General features: G+C 58.8%; 16 protein-coding genes. 13 read left to right on the forward strand and 3 right to left on the reverse strand.

What is annotated here, in order from left to right; all coding sequences use genetic code 11:
• Window positions 1-56 precede the first annotated feature (56 nt).
• Entirely contained in the window at window positions 57-899 is an 843-nt protein-coding gene (locus GH656_RS07485) for an outer membrane protein assembly factor BamD (protein ID WP_153075300.1), read from the reverse strand.
• A 38-nt stretch (window positions 900-937) separates the two neighbouring features.
• On the opposite strand from GH656_RS07485, the gene GH656_RS07490 reads away from it, so the two are divergent.
• Window positions 938-2137: an RluA family pseudouridine synthase gene (locus GH656_RS07490; RefSeq protein ID WP_153075301.1), complete on the forward strand. Its 1200-nt coding sequence runs from the start codon at window positions 938-940 to the stop codon at window positions 2135-2137.
• Window positions 2134-2970: a peptidoglycan editing factor PgeF gene (gene pgeF, locus GH656_RS07495; protein WP_153075302.1), complete on the forward strand. Its 837-nt coding sequence runs from the start codon at window positions 2134-2136 to the stop codon at window positions 2968-2970. Before GH656_RS07490 ends, pgeF begins: the two co-directional genes overlap by 4 nt.
• A 72-nt stretch (window positions 2971-3042) precedes the next feature.
• Here the strand turns inward: pgeF and GH656_RS07500 are convergent, their stop codons facing one another.
• Window positions 3043-3276: a hypothetical protein gene (locus tag GH656_RS07500; RefSeq protein ID WP_153075303.1), complete on the reverse strand. Its 234-nt coding sequence runs from the start codon at window positions 3274-3276 to the stop codon at window positions 3043-3045.
• 156 nt (window positions 3277-3432) lie between these two features.
• On the opposite strand from GH656_RS07500, the gene phaC reads away from it, so the two are divergent.
• From phaC to GH656_RS07550, 10 genes are all read left to right on the forward strand, one after another.
• On the forward strand, window positions 3433-5316 hold the full coding sequence (gene phaC, locus GH656_RS07505; RefSeq protein WP_153075304.1) for a class I poly(R)-hydroxyalkanoic acid synthase: 1884 nt from the start codon (window positions 3433-3435) through the stop codon (window positions 5314-5316).
• Between the two features lie 110 nt (window positions 5317-5426).
• Window positions 5427-6608, forward strand: coding sequence for an acetyl-CoA C-acetyltransferase (locus GH656_RS07510; RefSeq protein ID WP_153075305.1), 1182 nt, complete (start codon window positions 5427-5429; stop codon window positions 6606-6608).
• 156 nt (window positions 6609-6764) lie between these two features.
• A complete protein-coding gene (locus GH656_RS07515; protein WP_153075306.1) occupies window positions 6765-7505 on the forward strand; it encodes a 3-ketoacyl-ACP reductase in 741 nt (246 codons plus the stop codon).
• A gap of 209 nt (window positions 7506-7714) precedes the next feature.
• Window positions 7715-8287 carry a polyhydroxyalkanoate synthesis repressor PhaR gene (gene phaR / locus GH656_RS07520; RefSeq protein WP_153075307.1) on the forward strand — a complete coding sequence of 191 codons (573 nt, stop codon included), beginning with the start codon at window positions 7715-7717 and terminating at the stop codon, window positions 8285-8287.
• A 312-nt stretch (window positions 8288-8599) separates the two neighbouring features.
• Complete coding sequence (locus tag GH656_RS07525) at window positions 8600-9655, forward strand: tRNA dihydrouridine synthase (protein ID WP_153075308.1); 1056 nt, start codon at window positions 8600-8602, stop codon at window positions 9653-9655.
• 133 nt (window positions 9656-9788) lie between these two features.
• Window positions 9789-11165, forward strand: coding sequence for a 30S ribosomal protein S12 methylthiotransferase RimO (gene rimO, locus GH656_RS07530; protein ID WP_153075309.1), 1377 nt, complete (start codon window positions 9789-9791; stop codon window positions 11163-11165).
• 3 nt (window positions 11166-11168) lie between these two features.
• A complete protein-coding gene (locus tag GH656_RS07535; protein ID WP_153075310.1) occupies window positions 11169-12104 on the forward strand; it encodes a sugar kinase in 936 nt (311 codons plus the stop codon).
• Window positions 12105-12149: 45 nt separating this feature from the next.
• Window positions 12150-12350, forward strand: a complete 201-nt coding sequence (locus GH656_RS07540; RefSeq protein ID WP_153075311.1) for a hypothetical protein — start codon at window positions 12150-12152, stop codon at window positions 12348-12350.
• A 120-nt stretch (window positions 12351-12470) separates the two neighbouring features.
• Window positions 12471-13073 (forward strand): hypothetical protein, encoded by a 603-nt coding sequence (locus GH656_RS07545; RefSeq protein WP_153075312.1) that lies wholly within the window; start codon window positions 12471-12473, stop codon window positions 13071-13073.
• Window positions 13074-13197: 124 nt separating this feature from the next.
• A complete protein-coding gene (locus GH656_RS07550) occupies window positions 13198-14382 on the forward strand; it encodes a cystathionine beta-lyase (RefSeq protein WP_153075313.1) in 1185 nt (394 codons plus the stop codon).
• A 101-nt stretch (window positions 14383-14483) separates the two neighbouring features.
• Here the strand turns inward: GH656_RS07550 and serB are convergent, their stop codons facing one another.
• A complete protein-coding gene (gene serB / locus GH656_RS07555; RefSeq protein WP_153075314.1) occupies window positions 14484-15332 on the reverse strand; it encodes a phosphoserine phosphatase SerB in 849 nt (282 codons plus the stop codon).
• 402 nt (window positions 15333-15734) lie between these two features.
• On the opposite strand from serB, the gene GH656_RS17765 reads away from it, so the two are divergent.
• Window positions 15735-19295, forward strand: a complete 3561-nt coding sequence (locus GH656_RS17765; protein ID WP_174769710.1) for a two-partner secretion domain-containing protein — start codon at window positions 15735-15737, stop codon at window positions 19293-19295.
• The last annotated feature ends 99 nt before the right edge of the window (window positions 19296-19394 follow it).

Below are 19394 nucleotides of genomic sequence, written 5' to 3' on the forward strand. Positions count from 1 at the left end.
GTTTTTGCTCTGTGGGGATGGAAAGCTCCGTTACCGGAGCGTCCCGGGTAATTCAATTAGAACTGCCACCATGCCTTGGCTTTGCCGGGCCGTGGCTTGCCTGTCACGTAAGGGCTGTCCGGGAACGTACCGGCTAGCACTCGCTGGGTGTCGTTGGCCAGCTCTGGCTGATTCAGCTTCTGGTACGACAGCATCATGATATGCAGTGCATCTTCGATTGCTGGGGTGTTTTTGTATTGGCTAATGGCCAGTTGCGCGCGGTTGACCGCTGCGACATAAGCACCGCGCCGGTAGTAATAATCAGCAGCGTGGACTTCATGCGATGCCAGTGCATTGACGATATAACGCATGCGCTGAGCAGCGTCGGCGGCATATTTGCTGTTCGGATAATGGTCGACGACAACCTTGAACGCATCGTAAGACTCGCGCAGCGACTTGGGATCACGTTCGCTCATGTCCTGACCCGAGAAGCGGCCGAACAAACCCAGATCGTCGTTGAAGTGAATCATCCCTTTGAGGTAATACGCATAAGCGATATCTGGGTGATCCGGGTGCAACTGGATGAAGCGGTCGACGGCTTGATCGGCGGCCGCTGGTTCGTTGTCTTTCCAGTTACAGTACGCGACGTTGATTTGCGCCTGCTGTGCGAAATGGCCGAACGGGTCGCGTCCTTCGAGCATTTCGAAGTACTTCGCACATTTGCCGTAATCATTGCCGGAGAGCGCGTCTTGCGCCTCCGTATATAATTTGTTGTTGTTCCAGGTGGCCGTTTCGTCGGTTTTTTCTGGCAGGCCGTGACAGGCGGCCACAGCAGCAACGGCGATGGCATATGCAATATATCTGGCCACGTTTTTAGCCGTCGTCCGGGCAGTATTCGTAATGATGTTCAAGGCTCGCATTTTCCAGTTCGGCTGTATGTCCAGGTGACCCAGACTCAATGACCCGCTCAAAAAATCCGGTTACCGTTGCCGGTACCCGGAATAGCTCCAAAGATTATAGCCCAAGCGCTGGCTCCGCCAGCTCGCAAACCACTGATCCCTCCGTCACCGCGATGGCTACATCGCTCAACGCGACGTCCCAGCCAGTTGGTGACGATCCACCACGGATTGTCGTGGTCCCGCCAGAGCTCGCTGGTGAGCGGCTCGACAAGGTGCTCGCCAAAGTCTTTCCTGAATTTTCCCGCAACCGCTTGCAAAGCTGGATTGAAGCTCAGCGTGTGCTGCTTGATGGTGTGCCGGCGAAGATTCGCCAGCCAGTGCCGCTGGGTGCCACGCTCGAACTCAACGCTGATCTGCTGCCTGAACAACTTGCCTTCACACCGGAACCCGTTGAGCTTTCCGTGATTTACGAAGACGACACGCTGCTGGTGATCAACAAGCCTGCCGGGCTGGTCGTGCATCCGGCGGCGGGTAACTGGAGCGGCACGGTGCTCAATGGCTTGCTGCATCGCTATGGTGCTGCCGCTGCGGGTTTGCCGCGCGCTGGCATTGTGCACCGGCTTGACAAGGAGACTTCGGGGTTAATGGTGGTGGCGCGCACGCTCGCCGCACAGACTGATCTCGTGCGTCAGTTGCAGGCGCGCACGGTGAAGCGTCGCTATCTTGCGCTGGTCTGGGGCAACATGCCGCTGAGTGGCACGGTTGATGCCCCGATCGGCCGTGATCCGCGTGAGCGTACCCGCATGGCTGTCGTGACGAGTGCGGCTGGCAAAGCGGCCCGTACGCATTTTCAACGGATTGACTCAGCGATCTGGGAGCGCCAGCCGGTGTCGGCGATTCATTGCGATCTGGACACTGGGCGCACGCATCAGATTCGGGTGCATTGTGCGCATATCGGTCATCCGCTGCTGGGCGATCCGGTATATGGCCATGCCCGTGGCCGGCGTTCCGTGATGCCACTGCCGGACGGCTTTGCCCGTCAGGCGTTGCATGCATGGCGGCTTGGGCTGATTCATCCGCGCACGGGACGCGCGCTGCACTGGCGTGCCGAAGTGCCAGACGATATGGCCACGCTTGCTGCTGCATTGGGGTTGGGCCGGGATGATTCTGACGAGTTCGACATGGCGTTCGACGATACGGGCGAGAACGACGAAGTTGCTTTTGATGAGGCGTTCGACGCTGAGGATGACGAGGTATGAACGAACTTGAGCTCACGTCAGCGGATTGGCTTGAGCCGTCGTGGCTGGTCGTACCACATGTGCATGCGCTGGTGACGACGCGCTCAGGTGGCGTCAGTCTGCCGCCGTATGGCCGCTGGCAGGACGGTATGGCGTTGCCAGGCGGGTTGAATCTGGGTTTGCGTTCAGGTGATGACCCAGCTCATGTCGCAACCAATCGCGCACGGCTTCAGGCGTCGCTCGGCGGGCACAAGGTGGCGTGGCTGGATCAGGTGCATGGCGCGCAGATCGTGCGCGCTGAAGATGCACTGGAGCCGCTTGACCAGGGCGGTGCGCTGTTGCAAGCCGATGCGAGTGTGACCGCTCAGCGAGGCCTCGTGTGCGCTGTGCTGGTGGCCGACTGCATGCCAGTGCTGCTGTGCGATGCGGCTGGGCGCGCCGTAGGTGCTGCCCATGCTGGCTGGCGCGGTTTGGCAGCAGGAATTGTCGAGCAGACCGCGCAGCGGGTGGCGGCATTAGCGGGGACGCCGATGGAGACGCTGCATGCGTATCTCGGGCCATCGATTGGCCCGAGCGTATTTGAGGTGGGGGCAGAGGTGCGCGAGGTGTTCCTGGACCGTGCCGGTGAGGCGCAGCGCGCGGCGACTGCACGGGCTTTTGTCGCGCATCCGGAAACACCGGGCAAGTACTTCGCCAGCCTGCCTGCACTAGCACGTCTGCGCCTGGTGCGCGCGGGTGTGACGCAGATCGCTGGCGGCGAGCACTGTACGGTAACGGAGCAGGAGCGTTTCTACTCGTATCGACGTGATCAGGTGACGGGCCGGATGGCTGCGCTAATCTGGCTTGCTGACTAAACAGCACTTCAGCAGAGTTTAAGCGGCACTTGAGCGACATCGACTCAAGTAATACCTAAGCGGCGCAAGTAATTACATTAAGCATTCGGTCAAGCTAAGGGCGGATGCAAACCGGCAGAAATCTGAAAGCTGACGCAAGCCGTTTGCTGCTGCGCTGACGACTTCTGATGCCTTGTGCATCAAGCGTTTTAGACCATTTGCACCCTGCGTGCGCTCATTTTTAGCCTCATGTTCAATCTGCGTTTGAAAGACATGGGGGAAAACGATAGTTAAAAAAATATCGCACTGCGGCAAAATCCGCAGCAAGCATTGACACGCCTTATGACGGAGCGCAAAAATGAGCGTTCCCTCGATTTCGAACAGGGCGTCACGAGGCGGAAAAAGAGGCGGCAAGCTCTCATTCTCGTGCGCAGAATACCTGCCCTCAAATCGTCCGCAAGGACTCACCGGTCACCAGCAGGCATGGTCGCATCATCTCGTTCTCCCGCTTCTTCCAGCACTGATCATTCATCGACGACTTCCTCCCAGCAGCAAACTGGAGCGGCCTCGCCAATGCAGTTGTGGCTTGAGGCATGCCAGGCTTGCTGGCGCGCCATGGCGTCGCCGACGGTGTCTGAGAGCGCATCCAGCGCACAGTCCACCGTGCCGTTGATGCCCGGTCTCGCCCAGATGGCCGCCGCGATGGGGCCGCTCGCCACGTTGCTGGCGCAAGTGCCCGGACAAGCATTTGTGCCGCAGCAACCGGGCACCGCGGCTATTCCAGCCGCGCGTTTGCAACAACTGCAGGCGGACTATTCACGCGAAGTGCAGCAACTGCTGCAGCAGGCCGCAGAAAAAACCCCCGTGATTCCCGAGTTAAAAGACCGGCGGTTTAGCGCACAAGCATGGAGCGCTGCTCCGGCACATGCGTTTTCCGCTGCATGGTATTTGCTGAACACGCGTTATATGCAGGAGCTGGCCGATGCGCTTGAGCTCGAGCCTAAAGTGCGCGAGCGTATTCGTTTCGCGGTACAGCAATGGAATGCTGCGACTGCTCCAAGCAACTTCTTTGCGTTTAATCCCGAGGCGCAGAAGGCCTTGCTCGACAGCCAGGGTGAAAGCCTGCGTCAGGGCATGATGAATCTGCTAGCTGATTTGAAGCGCGGCAAGATTTCACAAACTGACGAAACCAGTTTTGTCGTCGGGAAAAATCTTGCCAATACGTCCGGCTCAGTAGTGTTTGAAAACGACCTGATCCAGTTGATCCAGTACACGCCGCGCACCGCGACCGTGCGTGAGCGGCCGTTGCTGATTGTGCCGCCCTGTATCAACAAGTTCTACATCCTTGATTTGCAGCCGGAAAACTCGCTGGTCGCGCATGCGCTTGATGCCGGACACCAGGTGTATCTGATCTCGTGGCGTAACGCGGACGCCTCGATTGCCCATAAAAACTGGGATGACTATGTCGGCGAAGGCGTACTGACAGCGCTAGATACCGTGCGGCAGATCAGCGGGCGCGAGCAGGTCAATACACTGGGGTTTTGTGTTGGCGGCACGCTGCTGGCGACTGCGCTCGCCGTTGCCGCAGCACGTGGTGAACATCCGGCCGCATCCATGACCTTGCTCACCGCGATGCTCGATTTTTCCGATACGGGTGTGCTCGATGTATTCGTCAACGAAGCACACGTGCAAATGCGTGAGCGCAGCATTGGCGGTAAAGAGGGGGGGCAGCCTGGCTTGATGCGAGGCATCGAGTTTGCCAATACGTTTTCGTTCTTGCGGCCCAACGACCTGGTATGGAATTACGTTGTCGACAACTATCTGAAGGGCCGGGCACCCGCTCCGTTTGACCTGCTGTACTGGAACAGCGATTCCACCAGCCTGCCAGGGCCAATGTTCGTCTGGTACCTGCGCAATACCTACCTCGAAAACCGTTTGCGTGAACCGGGGGCACTGACTGTATGCGGCGAACAGGTTGATTTGTCGCGCATTGATGTCCCGACTTTCATCTACGGGTCACGTGACGACCATATCGTTCCATGGCATACCGCGTATGCTTCAGCGCCTTTGCTGAGCGGGCCGCTCAAGTTCGTGCTGGGTGCGTCCGGGCATATCGCCGGGGTGATTAATCCGCCCGCGAAGAATAAACGTAATTACTGGACGCTCGAAGGTACGCCACGGCACTTGCCTGATACGGCCGAGGCCTGGCTTGAACAGGCGGTGTCCGTGCCCGGAAGCTGGTGGCCTGAGTGGACCAACTGGCTGGAGCAATACGGTGGGAAAAAAGTGAAGCCCAAAGCGGCGGGATCGGCACAGTATCCGGTCATCGAACCTGCACCTGGGCGCTATGTTCAGCAGCGTGACTGAAGTGTGGTGTGAGAGCCTGGCTATAGCATGGCGCTGAGCCAGAGACGCACACTGGTTTTTAACGTAATGGGCGGCAGAGCGGCTGGCTGCGAGGCCCCAAGGAAATGGCAATGACTGATGTAGTAATCGTATCGGCTGCCCGCACGGCAGTCGGCAAGTTTGGCGGTTCACTGGCCAAAGTAGCGGCGCCGGATCTGGGTGCCATTGTGGTTCGTGCAGTGCTTGAGCGCGCTGGGCTCAAGCCTGAGCAGGTGAGCGAAGTCATCATGGGGCAAGTGCTGACGGCGGGATCGGGCCAGAACCCGGCGCGTCAGGCGCTGATCAAGGCAGGTTTGCCGCAGGCGGTCCCGGGCCTGACGATTAACAAGGTGTGCGGTTCGGGCCTGAAGGCCGTGATGCTGGCCGCCAATGCGATCATTGCGGGTGACGCAGATGTTGTGATCGCCGGTGGCCAGGAGAACATGAGCGCTTCACCTCATGTGCTGCCAGGCTCGCGTGACGGCTTTCGCATGGGGGACGCCAAGCTGGTTGACAGCATGATCGTCGATGGCTTGTGGGACGTGTACAACCAGTACCACATGGGCGTCACGGCAGAGAACGTGGCAGTTGAATACGGCATCACGCGTGCGCAGCAAGATGCATTTGCCGCGTTGTCGCAAAACAAGGCGGAAGCCGCGCAAAAAGCGAACCGTTTTGCCGATGAAATCGTGCCGGTTGAAATCGTCCAGCGTAAAGGCGAGCCATTGCGTTTCGCTACAGACGAGTTCATCCGGCATGGCGTCACGGCTGAATCACTCGCGGGTTTGAAGCCCGCTTTCGCTAAAGAAGGCACGGTGACCGCAGCCAATGCTTCAGGCCTGAACGATGGCGCTGCGGCTGTGCTTGTGATGTCGGCGAAGAAAGCTGAGGCGCTGGGCCTCACACCGATGGCCCGCATCAAGGCTTATGCCAGCGCAGGAGTTGATCCAAAGGTGATGGGCATGGGGCCGGTGCCTGCGTCACGCCGTTGTCTTGAACGCGCGGGCTGGAGCGTGGCAGATCTCGACCTGATGGAAATTAATGAAGCGTTTGCCGCTCAGGCGTTGGCGGTGCATCAGCAAATGGGCTGGGACACCTCGAAAGTCAACGTGAACGGCGGGGCGATTGCGATTGGCCACCCAATTGGTGCTTCTGGTTGCCGGATTCTGGTGACATTGCTGCATGAAATGCAAAAGCGCGATGCGAAGCGCGGCCTTGCCTCACTGTGTATTGGTGGCGGGATGGGGGTGGCGCTGGCGCTGGAGCGGAGTTGAGCGGGCCTGAAGCAGGCTTGAACAGCCGCACTCCAGACTTAGCGTTCAAACCCGACATGGCGTTTAGCGCGCCAGTCATGAGACAGATATAAAAGCCATATAGATGAGAGACCGGGTGCCAGTCGGTGCCCCGTATAAACGATAACGGAGTGGTTTATGTCACAGCGAATTGCGTATGTCACAGGTGGAATGGGCGGGATTGGCACCAGTATTTGCCAGCGGCTTTATAAGGATGGTTTCAAGGTTGTTGCCGGATGTGGGCCGAATTCGCCGCGCCGCGTTAAATGGCTGGAAGAGCAACAGGCACTGGGTTTTGATTTCATTGCCTCGGAAGGCAATGTAGGCGACTGGAATTCGACCCGGGATGCTTTCGACAAGGTCAAGGCCGAAGTCGGTGAAATCGACGTGCTGGTGAATAACGCTGGCATCACACGCGACATCGTGTTCCGCAAGATGACGCACGAAGACTGGACCTCGGTGATCGACACCAATCTGACCAGTCTGTTCAATGTGACGAAGCAGGTGATCGAAGGCATGGTTGAGCGGGGCTGGGGCCGGGTAATCAGCATTTCGTCGGTGAATGGGCAAAAAGGCCAGTTCGGACAAACCAATTATTCGACCGCGAAGGCGGGTATCCATGGCTTTACGATGTCGCTGGCGCAGGAGGTTGCAACTAAAGGCGTCACGGTGAATACGGTTTCGCCTGGCTATATCGGCACGGATATGGTGAAGTCGATTCGCCCTGACGTGCTGGAGAAAATCGTGGCGACCATTCCGGTTCGCCGTCTGGGGCAACCCGACGAGATCGGCTCGATTGTCGCGTGGCTGGCATCGGATGAATCAGGCTTTGCCACGGGTGCGGACTTTTCGCTGAACGGCGGCTTGCATATGGGTTGAACCTGCTATGCCGCTGTGTCTAGCGGCATATACAGGCCTGGATGATCCTGGCTAATTCTGGCTGGACGCCAGCGCTTTCCCTGTTTCCCAGCTTCCCATGTATTGCAAGTTGATTTCTGGCGGCACTCCAGCGCTTCTTAGGTACCTTAAATGCCTGAGGCGCTGGAGCGCCGCTTTTGCACTCTTACCGGCACATCAAGGCGTATGACATGACTGCGACCAGAAAGACAGCCGAACGGCTCATCAAGAAATATCCCAACCGGCGCTTGTACGACACGGAAACCAGCACCTACATCACGCTCTCGGACGTCAAACAACTCGTGCTTGACCAGGAAGTATTCAAGGTTATAGACGCCAAAAGCAATGAGGATCTGACGCGCAGCATCTTGCTCCAGATCATTCTCGAAGAAGAGAGCGGGGGCTTGCCGATGTTCTCGTCGCCCATGCTCGCGCAGATCATCCGTTTTTATGGTCATGCGATGCAGGGCATGATGGGCACTTACCTGGAGAAGAATATCCAGGCGTTCATTGATATCCAGAGCAAGCTGGCGGACCAGTCCAAGGGGTTGAACGAAGGCCGGCCGATGAATCCTGAAGCCTGGTCGCAATTCATGAACATGCAGGCACCGATGATGCAGGGCATGATGACGAGCTACATCGAACAGTCGAAAAATATGTTCGTACAGATGCAAGAGCAAATGCAAAGCCAGACCAAGTCGATGTTCGGTGGCTTTCCGTTTCCACCGGGCACGCCATCCAGTTCCGAGCCAGGCAAGAAGTAACCGCCCGCACTGGGCCGCAGCTCAAACAGTTCCAATAATTCAAACAGTCAAAAAGCTCGCACGAGATGAGCCGGCCGGATGAGGCGCTGATGATTGCGGCGGATATGCGCTGCGAAAACCTGATTCACGCTACGGCAGTGGCCAGGCTGAGCTGAGCCCTGAGCCCTGAGCCGAACGAGCCGAACCGTATCACCCCCCGAGCCAACCCGATAGAGATCGACCTAATCCATGCTTCATCCATCTCCTGCCTGGCATGACGCAATGCGTTACGTGCCAGCGCTTGTTTCCGCATGAGTCACCTATGAACCACCTATGACCCGCCTGTATCTCGCCCCGATGGAAGGGCTGGCGGACTACGTGCTGCGTGACGTGCTCACGGGCATTGGTGGATTCGACGGCTGTGTGTCGGAGTTCATTCGCGTGACGGGTTCAGTGCTTCCCAACCGGGTCTACGAGCGGGAAGCCCCCGAAGTGCTTGAAGGGGGTCACACGCGGAGTGGCACGCCGATGGTGATTCAACTGCTCGGTAGCGATCCTGTGTGGATGGCGCTGAATGCTGCTCATGCCGCCCGTTTGTCGCCGCATGGCATCGACCTGAACTTTGGTTGCCCCGCCAAGGTTGTCAATCAGCACGGCGGCGGTGCCATGCTGCTGGCTGATCCTGAACAACTGAACCGGATCATGTCCTCGGTTCGCGCCGCAGTGCCTGCCGGTATCGCGGTGAGCGCAAAAATGCGCCTTGGCGTGTCGGATACCTCACGGGCGGTCGATTGCGCCACCGCGCTGGCGGAGGGGGGCGCGGCCTCGCTGGTGGTGCATGCCAGAACGCGCGATCACGGCTATCGTCCACCCGCGCACTGGGAGTGGATCGCACGTATCGCCGATGCTGTCGACGTGCCGGTCATCGCCAATGGAGAGGTCTGGACCGTGGCTGACTGGGAGCGTTGCCGGGCAGTCAGCGGGAGTGCTGACGTGATGCTTGGACGGGGTGCTGTATCGGACCCTTTCCTGGCATCAAGAATCCGCGGACTGATGGAGCGTTCGCCATCTGACGGGGAATGGCAGGATGTGCTCCGTTACCTCGCCGGTTATCTAAGAACCTTGCAAGCCCAGACGGCCTCCCGCCATGAGCACGGACGCGTCAAAAAGTGGCTCAGCTACCTGCAGCGGACCTGGCCGCAGGCGGCCGGGTTGCATGCCGCGATCCGCCGGCTGCAGGATTCGCACGACATTCTGGCGGTGTTTGAGCGTGCTGCGGGATTTGATCTTGACGTGACGCCGCCATGTTCCATGCTTACTTCGATGCCCACTACCCCCTCCTTTTGCCGCTTCGACCAGACAGACGTCGCGGCTGTCTGGCAGGGGTAACGGGGAATACGGGCAGTAAAAAGAAATGAAGGGAACGGGAAGGTGTAATTCAGGGGCTGAAATTCAGGGGCCGGCACGCTGTAGCTGTGGCGAACCGCTACAATTCAAGGTTTAACGTCTTCGAGCGGCCCCCATGTCTGTCACCCCCCCGATTGCCGCGCCTACTGTTGGCTTCGTTTCATTAGGCTGCCCCAAAGCCCTGGTCGATTCCGAGCAGATCATTACCCAGTTGCGGGCCGAAGGCTATGCGATTTCTGGCACCTACGATGGTGCTGATCTCGTGGTCGTCAACACCTGCGGCTTCATCGACGAAGCCGTGCAGGAAAGCCTCGATGCAATCGGTGAAGCCCTGGCTGAAAACGGCAAGGTGATTGTCACCGGCTGCCTTGGCGCGAAAAAAAGCGCGAGCGGGTCAGGCTTGATCGAAGAAGTTCATCCGAAGGTGCTGGCGGTCACGGGCCCTCATGCACTGGCCGAAGTGATGCAGGCTGTCCATAGTCATCTGCCCAGGCCACACGATCCCTTTGTTGATCTCGTGCCCGCTGCGGGCATCAAACTTACGCCACGTCACTATGCCTATCTGAAAATCTCGGAAGGCTGCAACCATCGTTGTACGTTCTGCATTATTCCGTCGATGCGCGGCGATCTGGTGTCACGGCCTATCGCGCAAGTAATGCTCGAAGCGGAAAACCTGTTCAAATCCGGCGTCAAGGAGCTGCTCGTCATTTCCCAGGATACCAGCGCTTATGGCGTCGACGTGAAATACCGCACGGGCTTCTGGAATGGCAAGCCGCTCAAAACCCGGATGACCGAATTAGTCGGCGCGCTTGGCGAACTGGCTGCGCAATACGGTGCATGGGTGCGTCTGCATTATGTTTATCCGTATCCGAGCGTCGATGAGGTGATTCCCATGATGGCGCACGGTCCGCTCAAAGGCCATGTGCTGCCGTATCTCGATGTGCCGTTCCAGCATGCTCACCCCGAGGTGCTTAAACGGATGAAACGTCCCGCTAACGCCGAAAAAGTGCTGGAGCGTGTGCGCGCGTGGCGTGAAATCTGCCCAGACCTCACCGTGCGCAGCACCTTCATTGCCGGATTCCCTGGCGAAACCGAAGCCCAGTTCGAAACACTGCTCGATTTCATCCGCGAAGCGGAGCTCGATCGGGTCGGTTGTTTTGCGTATTCGCCGGTTGAAGGCGCGACGGCCAATGATCTCGATGGCGCGTTGCCGGATAGCGTGCGTGAGGAACGCCGCGCCCGTTTCATGGAAGTCGCTGAAGAGGTCTCGGCCACGCGCATCGCGCGCAAGGTGGGCCAGACGCTCAAGGTGCTGGTTGACGAAACCAGCAAAGACGGCGGTATTGGCCGTACTGCAGCGGATGCGCCCGAGATCGACGGCGTGGTGTACATCGCTCCGGCAACAAAAGCATCGAAACGCTACAAGGTCGGTGATTTTGTCCCGGTGAAAATCACCGGTGCCGACGGCCATGATCTGTGGGGTGAGGTGTAACGCATGACGTGTCTCTTACCTGCGGCGATCCTCGCGCTCGGCGAGGCCATGGTCGAATTCAACCAGTCGGCACCGAACACACCGAACTATCTGCAAGGCTTCGGTGGGGATACCTCGAATTTCTGCATTGCCGCCGCGCGCCAGGGTGCGGCGACGGGTTTTGTTTCAGCCGTAGGCGACGATCATTTCGGCCGCCTGTTGCGCGAACAGTGGTTGCGTGAGCAAGTCGACACCACATGGGTGCGCACCGACGAGACTGCGCCGACCGGGGTGTACTTTGTCTCGCATAACGAACAAGGGCATCAGTTCGACTATTTGCGCGCGGGCTCAGCCGCCAGCCGCTACATGGTGCGGGATGTGCCGCTCGAAGCCATTGCCGCAGCGCAAGTGGTGCACCTGTCGGGCGTGAGCCTGGCGATCAGCGTCAGTGCCTGCGATGCCATGTTTGCCGCGATGGAGCATGCAACGGCTAATGGCGTGCGAGTGAGTTTCGATACCAACTTGCGTCTCAAGCTATGGCCGCTGGCACGGGCGCGAGCGGTGATGCTGGAAGCGTTGCGGCAAACCGATATCTGCCTGCCTAGTTGGGACGATGTAACTGAATTAACCGGTTTGACTGGGCGCGATGAGATTGTCGATTTTCTGCTCTCGTGCGGACCCGGGGTGGTGGCACTCAAACTTGGCGCGCAAGGGGCTTATGTGGCGACGCCAGACGAGCGCCGGATAGTGGCGGGATATGCGGTTAATGCAGTTGACGCAACAGGCGCGGGCGATTGCTTTGGCGGCGCGTTTGTCGCGCGGCTGGTGGCGGGTGATGACCCCTTTGTGGCTGCGCGTTACGCCAATGTGGCTGCGGCGTTATCGACGCAAGGCTTTGGCGCGGTCGCACCGATTCCTCGTAAAGCGGACGTCGAGCAAGTACTGGCGTCCCATGCGTAGGGCCTAGGGGCGCGGTTGCTCGCCGTGACTATCTAGGCGGGTGGCGTGCAACGGATGGTGCTCGCGCATCAGAAGGAATTTCGCCGCACCCGGATAGACAAGCATGCAGGGCGCGAGGGCTTGATCTGGCTAGATGAATCCGGCTGTTTGGGCTTCTCGTCTGGTTATCTGACCGGTGCAATAGGCGAGCATGTCCGTTTCGCCTTGAATGAGCGGCATCGTCAACTGGCCGCTTTACGCCAGTAATGCCTTGTTAGTGGCGGCATTTAGCATTACTGCTGCAGTCTTCGTTCGACCCAATGTAACGCGGTGCTGGCGTGGCAACGGTTGGCCGTCAGGCAGCGCGTGGCTTAAAGGAACACCTCCATGCATCGCACATTTTCATCAGCAGCATCCGCAGCATTCACGCAATGGCGGCCTGCGACGGTTGTGCTACTGGCGCTTACGGCTGCACTGATCGCACCGCAGTCTTTCGCCCAGATCAGCGCTTCGGCAACTTCGGCAACTTCGGCAACTTCGGCAAATCAGGCGGCTGCTCCGGCATTGCGGCCCGATCCAGCATTTGCCAAGCTGCCTCGTTATACCGGCACGCTGGGCAACCGCCCGATCGTGCTGCGACTCGGTGCCAAAACCGACGAACCCTCCGGTGTGCATGGCGAATACCAGTTCGTGGATTCGGGCGCGACGATCCTGATTGCGGGTGACCGTGATGGCGATACGCTGGAAGTCGAGGAATCAGACGACGGGACACAGATCACCGGCAACTGGGTTGGCAAATTTGCCGCAGATGGATCGCTGGCTGGCACGCGGATGAATGTCGACGATTCCGACCCACAGCCGTTTGCGTTGCGTCCTGCAACAGGGCAACAAACGGTTCAAGCAGTTTCGCCGCCGCCAGCTTCCAGCGCCGGGCCAAGCTCGAATGTGCGCGCGGTTGGCGGCGTGAGCAATCTGAGCACCGGCGAATAAGCCGTTTGAGACCATTGAGACCATTGGCGATGGCCGGTCTTTCTGCTTCGTGCAGGGTCCGTGCCTGGTTTTCCTCCCTTCAAGTCTTTAGCGGCATTGCGCCGCCTCACACCTGACCGATCACATGACCCAGCCTCCTTCGAAACGCCATCTGCAAACTCGCATCGTCCACCCTGAGGACCAGCTCACGCCGGGTTTCGAGTCATTTTCTGTTCCTGTCACGCGCGCATCCACCGTCGTGTTTCCTGATCTGGCCACGATGCGCGCACTCGATTGGCGCAATGACGCGCAATGGCGCTATGGCTTGCATGCGACGCCGACTTCGCTGCTGCTGGCACAGCGTCTGGCCGCGCTCGAAGGTGGTCAGCATGCGTTACTGCAACCGTCCGGGCTGGCGTCGATTTCGAATGTGTATTTCGGCCTGGTCAAGGCGGGCGATGACGTGCTCATTCCCGATAACGTGTATTCGCCGAACCGCGACCATGGCGACTGGCTGGCGCAGGACTTTGGTCTTTCGGTGCGCTACTACGACCCAATGATTGGGGCGGATATCGCCGGACTGATTCAGCCCAATACACGTCTGATCTGGCTCGAAGCACCGGGTTCGGTGACGATGGAAGTGCCCGACGTGGAGGCGATCACGGCTGTTGCACGGGCGCATAACATCATCACGGCAATCGACAACACCTGGTCCGCTGGGCTTGCTTTTCGCCCGTTCGAACACGGTGTGGACATTTCGGTGCAGGCGCTGACGAAGTATCAGTCGGGTGGCAGCGACGTGTTGATGGGTGCGACCATCACGGCCGATCACGCACTGCATCTCAAGCTCAAGATGGCACGTATGCACATGGGGCTGGGCGTCTCGTCGGACGATTGCTCGCTGGTTCTGCGCAGCTTGCCGAGTATGAAGCTGCGTTTTGAGCAGCATGACCGCAGCGCGCTGGCTATCGCCAAGTGGCTCAAAACGCGCCCGGAAATTGCCGCCGTGCTGCATCCAGCATTACCTGACTGTCCCGGGCACGCGTTTTTCAAGCGCGACTTCACGGGGGCGGGCGGGTTGTTCTCGGTGGTGTTTGAGGGCCGTTACAGCGCGGCGCAAATTGACAGATTCTGCGAGTCGCTGGCGCTTTTCGCACTGGGCTGGAGCTGGGGCGGCGCGGACAGTCTGGCCATGCCGTATGACATAGCCGGGATGCGGACTGCGGGGCAGTGGCCGCATCGTGGCACTTTGGTGCGGTTTTATATTGGCCTGGAAGATGAGGCCGACTTGCGCGCCGATATTGAACAGAGTCTGGCCGCGCTGGGGTAACCGGGAGTAAGCGGGTATAAGCGCGGCACCTGCTTGCTGCAAGTTGTCTACACGCGATTTGCAGCAACGGTTCGGGCGGCGCACCAGGCAAAAATCTGCATTCAAAAAAGCCGTAGCAAACCGTCCAGCCCTACATAGTTGAACGCCACACTCGCGGCGGCACGAACGACTGGCTTGGCGCGGAACGCGACTGACAGGCCTGCTGCGGCCATCATCTGCAGATCATTCGAGCCGTCGCCCAGCGCAATCGCGCGGCTGGGTGCGAGACCTAATTGCGCGCAGGTTTCACGCAGTGTCCGGGCTTTGACTTCGGCGTTGACGATCTCGCCGCTGACCCGGCCGGTGAGCTTTCCTGCAACGATCTCAAGCGTATTGGCACGGGTAAAGTCGAGACCTAGGCGCTCGCGCAGTTTTTCGGTAAAAAAGGTGAAACCGCCTGAAACGAGCAGCGTTTTCAGGCCTGCAGCACGCACCCCAGCCAGCATGCGCTCTGCGCCCGGCGACAGCGCCAGCCGCTCGTCATACACGCGTTCCAGCACTCCGGCATCTAGCCCTTTGAGCAACGCCACGCGGCGTGTGAGGCTTTCGTTGAAATCCTTGATCTCGCCACGCATCGACGCTTCGGTGATCGCTGCCACTTCGGCTTTGAAACCGCCGTAGTCGGCGATTTCGTCGATGCATTCGATCGTAATCAACGTCGAATCCATATCCATGGCGACGAGGCCGAAGTCTGCCAGTTTCCGCTCCGGCTCGATCCATGCGTAATCCAGCGCCTGCGCAGCGCAGTACGCCGAGAGTTCTGTTTGCCATGGCCCAGGCGCGGGGTCGGCGTCTTCGATCCGCAGTGCATGTGAGTCGAGCGCGACGATATGTTGGCTCCGTGCGAGCGTAGCTAGCGCGGCGTAGTGCGGCGCGTCGATGGGCGTGAGGCTTTGAATGATGAGATGCATGGCGGCGCAAGAGAAAAAGCAGGAAAAAGAGCGGGCCATTGTAACGGTTAGGCGGCGCATGCCAGGCAGTCATGTGCGAGGTGCTGCCGATGATCTATCCGGCGTCGGGCAGTGCTGTTAGCAGAGTGCCGGTTTTCAGGCTCAACCAAATTTCAAGATTCAGGAAGAGAAGAAATAGGAAAAGCTAAATCTTTTATTTGCAGAAATTTCCGCAAATATCTTCAATGGTTTTTGTCGGTAAGTTGCACTTAAAACGAAGGAATTCCCCCGTGCTGTGTCAGTCAAATTTCTTTCGGAATACTTTCGGAATACTTTCGGATTAGTCCTATATTCAATTATTTGATGCGATTCGGATACTCCTCGGCGGTCCAATCTTGGATCGTTTTTTGGAAAACTAAAAGTATGAAAAATGCACTGACCTTGAGGCCGCTTGCTTTCGCAATTGCGTTAGCGGCGGCCAGTGAAGCTCACGCAGTCGGCACGGGTACGATTGCGTTTGGCACCGGCGGGATTGCAAAAAATGGCGCGACGACAACGGTGACGCAAACTAGCGACAAGATGATCGTCAACTGGGACAACATGGATGTTGCAGCCAAAGAGTCATTGAAGTTTGCACAACCACTGGAGACATCCGCGGTACTGAACCGCATTAACTCCGCCAATCCTACGTCGATTCTCGGCTCACTCACCGCTAATGGCCGGGTGTTTGTCGTTAATCCGAATGGCGTGCTGATTGGCAAGGGCGCAAATATTAACGTGGGGAGTTTCGTTGCCTCGTCGCTTGACATGAGTGACGCAGATTTCAAGGCGGACAAGTTCCGCTTTACTGGCAACGGCACCGGCAAGGTCAGTAATGCTGGCGATATCACGGCGAAGGAACTGGTTGCATTGATCGGCAGCGGCGAGGTCCGTAACGACGCAGGAGGCCAGATTGTCGGCTCAAAAGGCGTTGCCATGGCTGCTGGTGGTGACGTCACCCTGAGCTTCGGGGACTCCGACAACAGCTTTGCCATCACGCTGGATCAGGGCAGCATGAAGGCGCTGATCAATAACGGCGGCCTGATTGCGACGAACGACGGCAATATCAAGCTGACGGCGAGAGCCATTGATGCGATGACCCGTAGTGTGATTAACAACTCCGGCTCGATCGAGGCGAAGGGTGCCACGATTGGCGCAGACAATTCGATTGTGCTGGAAAGCCTCGGTAATGGCTCGGTGGATATCGGTGGCAAGCTGGAAGCGATGCACGATAAACCGCTGGGGCAGCAACGAAGCCTGATCAAGGTCAGCGGCGACTCCGTCAACATTCTTGATGGCGCGCAACTTACCGCCGGACAGGCTGGCGAAGGCCGTTTCGGCCAATACGAGGTACGCGGGGGGCAAATTGAACTGGCAGCACAAGGCAAGGACCGTGCTGTGAAGTTTGACAGGAGCACGCTGGCAGCAGAACAACTGTTGCTCACTGCCGATAACGTGCTCACCGGAGAAGGGCTTCAGGTGCCGAAGCTGTCTTCTACCACTCGCTCCGAGAACATGAACATCTCGGTCAAGCTGCAGACGGAGGAGCAGAACCTGAATGTTGGCGGAAGTGCGAAGCCAACTGCAGGTAATGGTGTGATTGATGCGAGTTTCGTCAAGGCGGCGGCGGATCAAAAGTCGCGCCTGAATATCGCAACGGGCACCGGGACAGTCAAGCTGGACAACAGCGCGCTGAATTATGGTGATCTGGCACTCGCCAGCCGCTTAGGTTCTGTTGAACTGAATTCGAAGATTAATGGGGCGTCGCTCACGGTTGTTGCCGGGAAGCTGACGCAGGCCGCTGGTGCGGATATCAACATGACGCGCTCACTCAACGTGACGTCGTTATCCGATCTGGTGCAGACAGCGAATATCAGCGCAGGCGAGTCGATTGGGCTGACTGCCAAAGCAGCTTTTACCCAGCAAAAAGGCACACAGACCAAGGCCGCAAGTGTGCACTATGGCGCGGACCAGTTGACGCTCAACGGTGAAACCAATGCGGTAGGTAATGTTTCGCTGCGAGCGAAGGACGGTGCGACGCAAAGCGCTGATTCGTCGATCACAACCGGAACGCTCGATCTGGCAGGGGGTGGTTTCAATCTGACCAAGGGACGCAATACAGCAGGGATTGTTCGTGGTGGTGTTGATTCGCTCGACATGACGATGACAGGCGATACGACGCTGGGAGGAATTGGAACCAGGGGCAATCTGAACGCAAAAAGTCTTGGCAGCGTGAGCATCGCCCAGGTAGAAGCGGGCGGAAACATTGCAATCAAGTCGGATAAAGACATTATTTCAGCGGGCGTGCTGAAGGCTGGTGGGGATATCACGCTGAATGGCGTTAATGTGCGGAGCCTGGATAAAGAGCCGGGTACCGATCAATACAGCGTCATCAATGCGTCCGGCAAGCTGGCAATTGACGCGGCGAAAAGTATTTCGCTTGGCAGCATCAAGGCGAATAACGTGACGCTGGCAGCCCGGGATGGGGCGATATCTGCCGATAGTCTGGAGGCAGGAACTGCGTCGGTGACCAGTGCGAATGGCACATGGCTGAAGAATCTTGAGGCCACTAATGCGACGATCTCGGCAGGCAAGGAAGGTATTGGCCTGACGGGTGCGCGGGTCAAGCAAAACTTGACGCTCAATACATCAGGTGATGTGACGCAAGCACGTGCGCTAGAGCGGGATGCCATTACCGTTGATGGTGATCTGACATACAACCTGGCAAACTCGAGCAAGATCCGCCCCGCCGGTGAGATGCCTGTGCAAATTACCGCTGGCAAGATCATCGAGAACCGTACGGAGGGGGGGCCGGCTAATCCGTTTGCACCACCGCCGCCAGTGACGCCATTGCCACCGCCGCCTCCGCCGGTGACGCCATTGCCGCCACCGCCGCCGCCGGTGACGCCATTGCCACCGCCGCCGCCGCCGGTGACGCCATTGCCACCGCCGCCTCCGCCGGTGACGCCATTGCCACCGCCGCCGCCGCCGGTGACGCCATTGCCACCGCCACCGCCGCCGGTGACGCCATTGCCACCGCCGCCGCCGCCGGTGACGCCATTGCCGCCGCCACCGCCGCCGGTGACGCCATTGCCACCGCCGCCGCCGCCGCCGCTGGTGACGCCATTGCCGCCGCCTCCGCCGGTGACGCCATTGCCACCGCCGCCGCCGCCGGTGACGCCATTGCCACCGCCACCGCCGCCGGTGACGCCTTTGCCACCGCCGCCGCCGCCGGTGACGCCATTGCCGCCGCCACCGCCGCCGGTGACGCCATTGCCACCGCCGCCGCCGCCGGTGACGCCATTGCCGCCGCCACCGCCGCCGGTCCAAGATCCGTCAGTGGCAACGGGATCGCCTGCACCGGCACCAGCTCCGGCTCCAACGCCAAATCCAGATTCGGCAGCGGGACCTGGACCGGGGTCGCCAGCACCGGCACCGGCACCAGCTCCGGTTCCAAAGCCAAATCCAGATTCGATAGCTGGACCTGGATCGCCGGCACCGGCACCAGCTCCGGTTCCAAGGCCAAATCCAGATTCGGCAGCGGGACCTGGACCGGGATCACCGGCACCGGCACCGGCACCGGCACCAGTTTCTGGCCCGGAATCAACACCGGCACCACGACTGGCGACCGAGGTTTATTCGGCATTCCAGAGGGCAATCATGGCGAATCGCGATTTTAAGAAGTCTCAAGCTTCCTACAATCAGATGACCCTGACGCTGCATAAAAAATTGCGAGCCGATTTGATGGATGCGGGTGCTGATCGTTTTGCTGCCTATCAGGCTAGATCCAGGTATGGGATGAGCATGCAGGCAGCGCGCGAATCACTCAACGCTGCAAACCGCGCCCGTAATCAGGCCTGGAGCGATTTGTCCCGCGCTCAAAATAGTTATCGTGCTGAAACGTCTGGCAGTCAAAGGGCTCCTTCGGCCCTACAAGGCTGGTAAGGCACGACTTCCCAAGTCGCTCATGGTGCGCAGTAGTATTTTTTCTGTGAACCATGAGCGTTCAAATTAGCTAGATCTCTCACGCCCTGCGGTCCTGGT

It is taken from the genome of Paraburkholderia bonniea (assembly GCF_009455625.1).
Classification (GTDB): domain Bacteria; phylum Pseudomonadota; class Gammaproteobacteria; order Burkholderiales; family Burkholderiaceae; genus Paraburkholderia; species Paraburkholderia bonniea.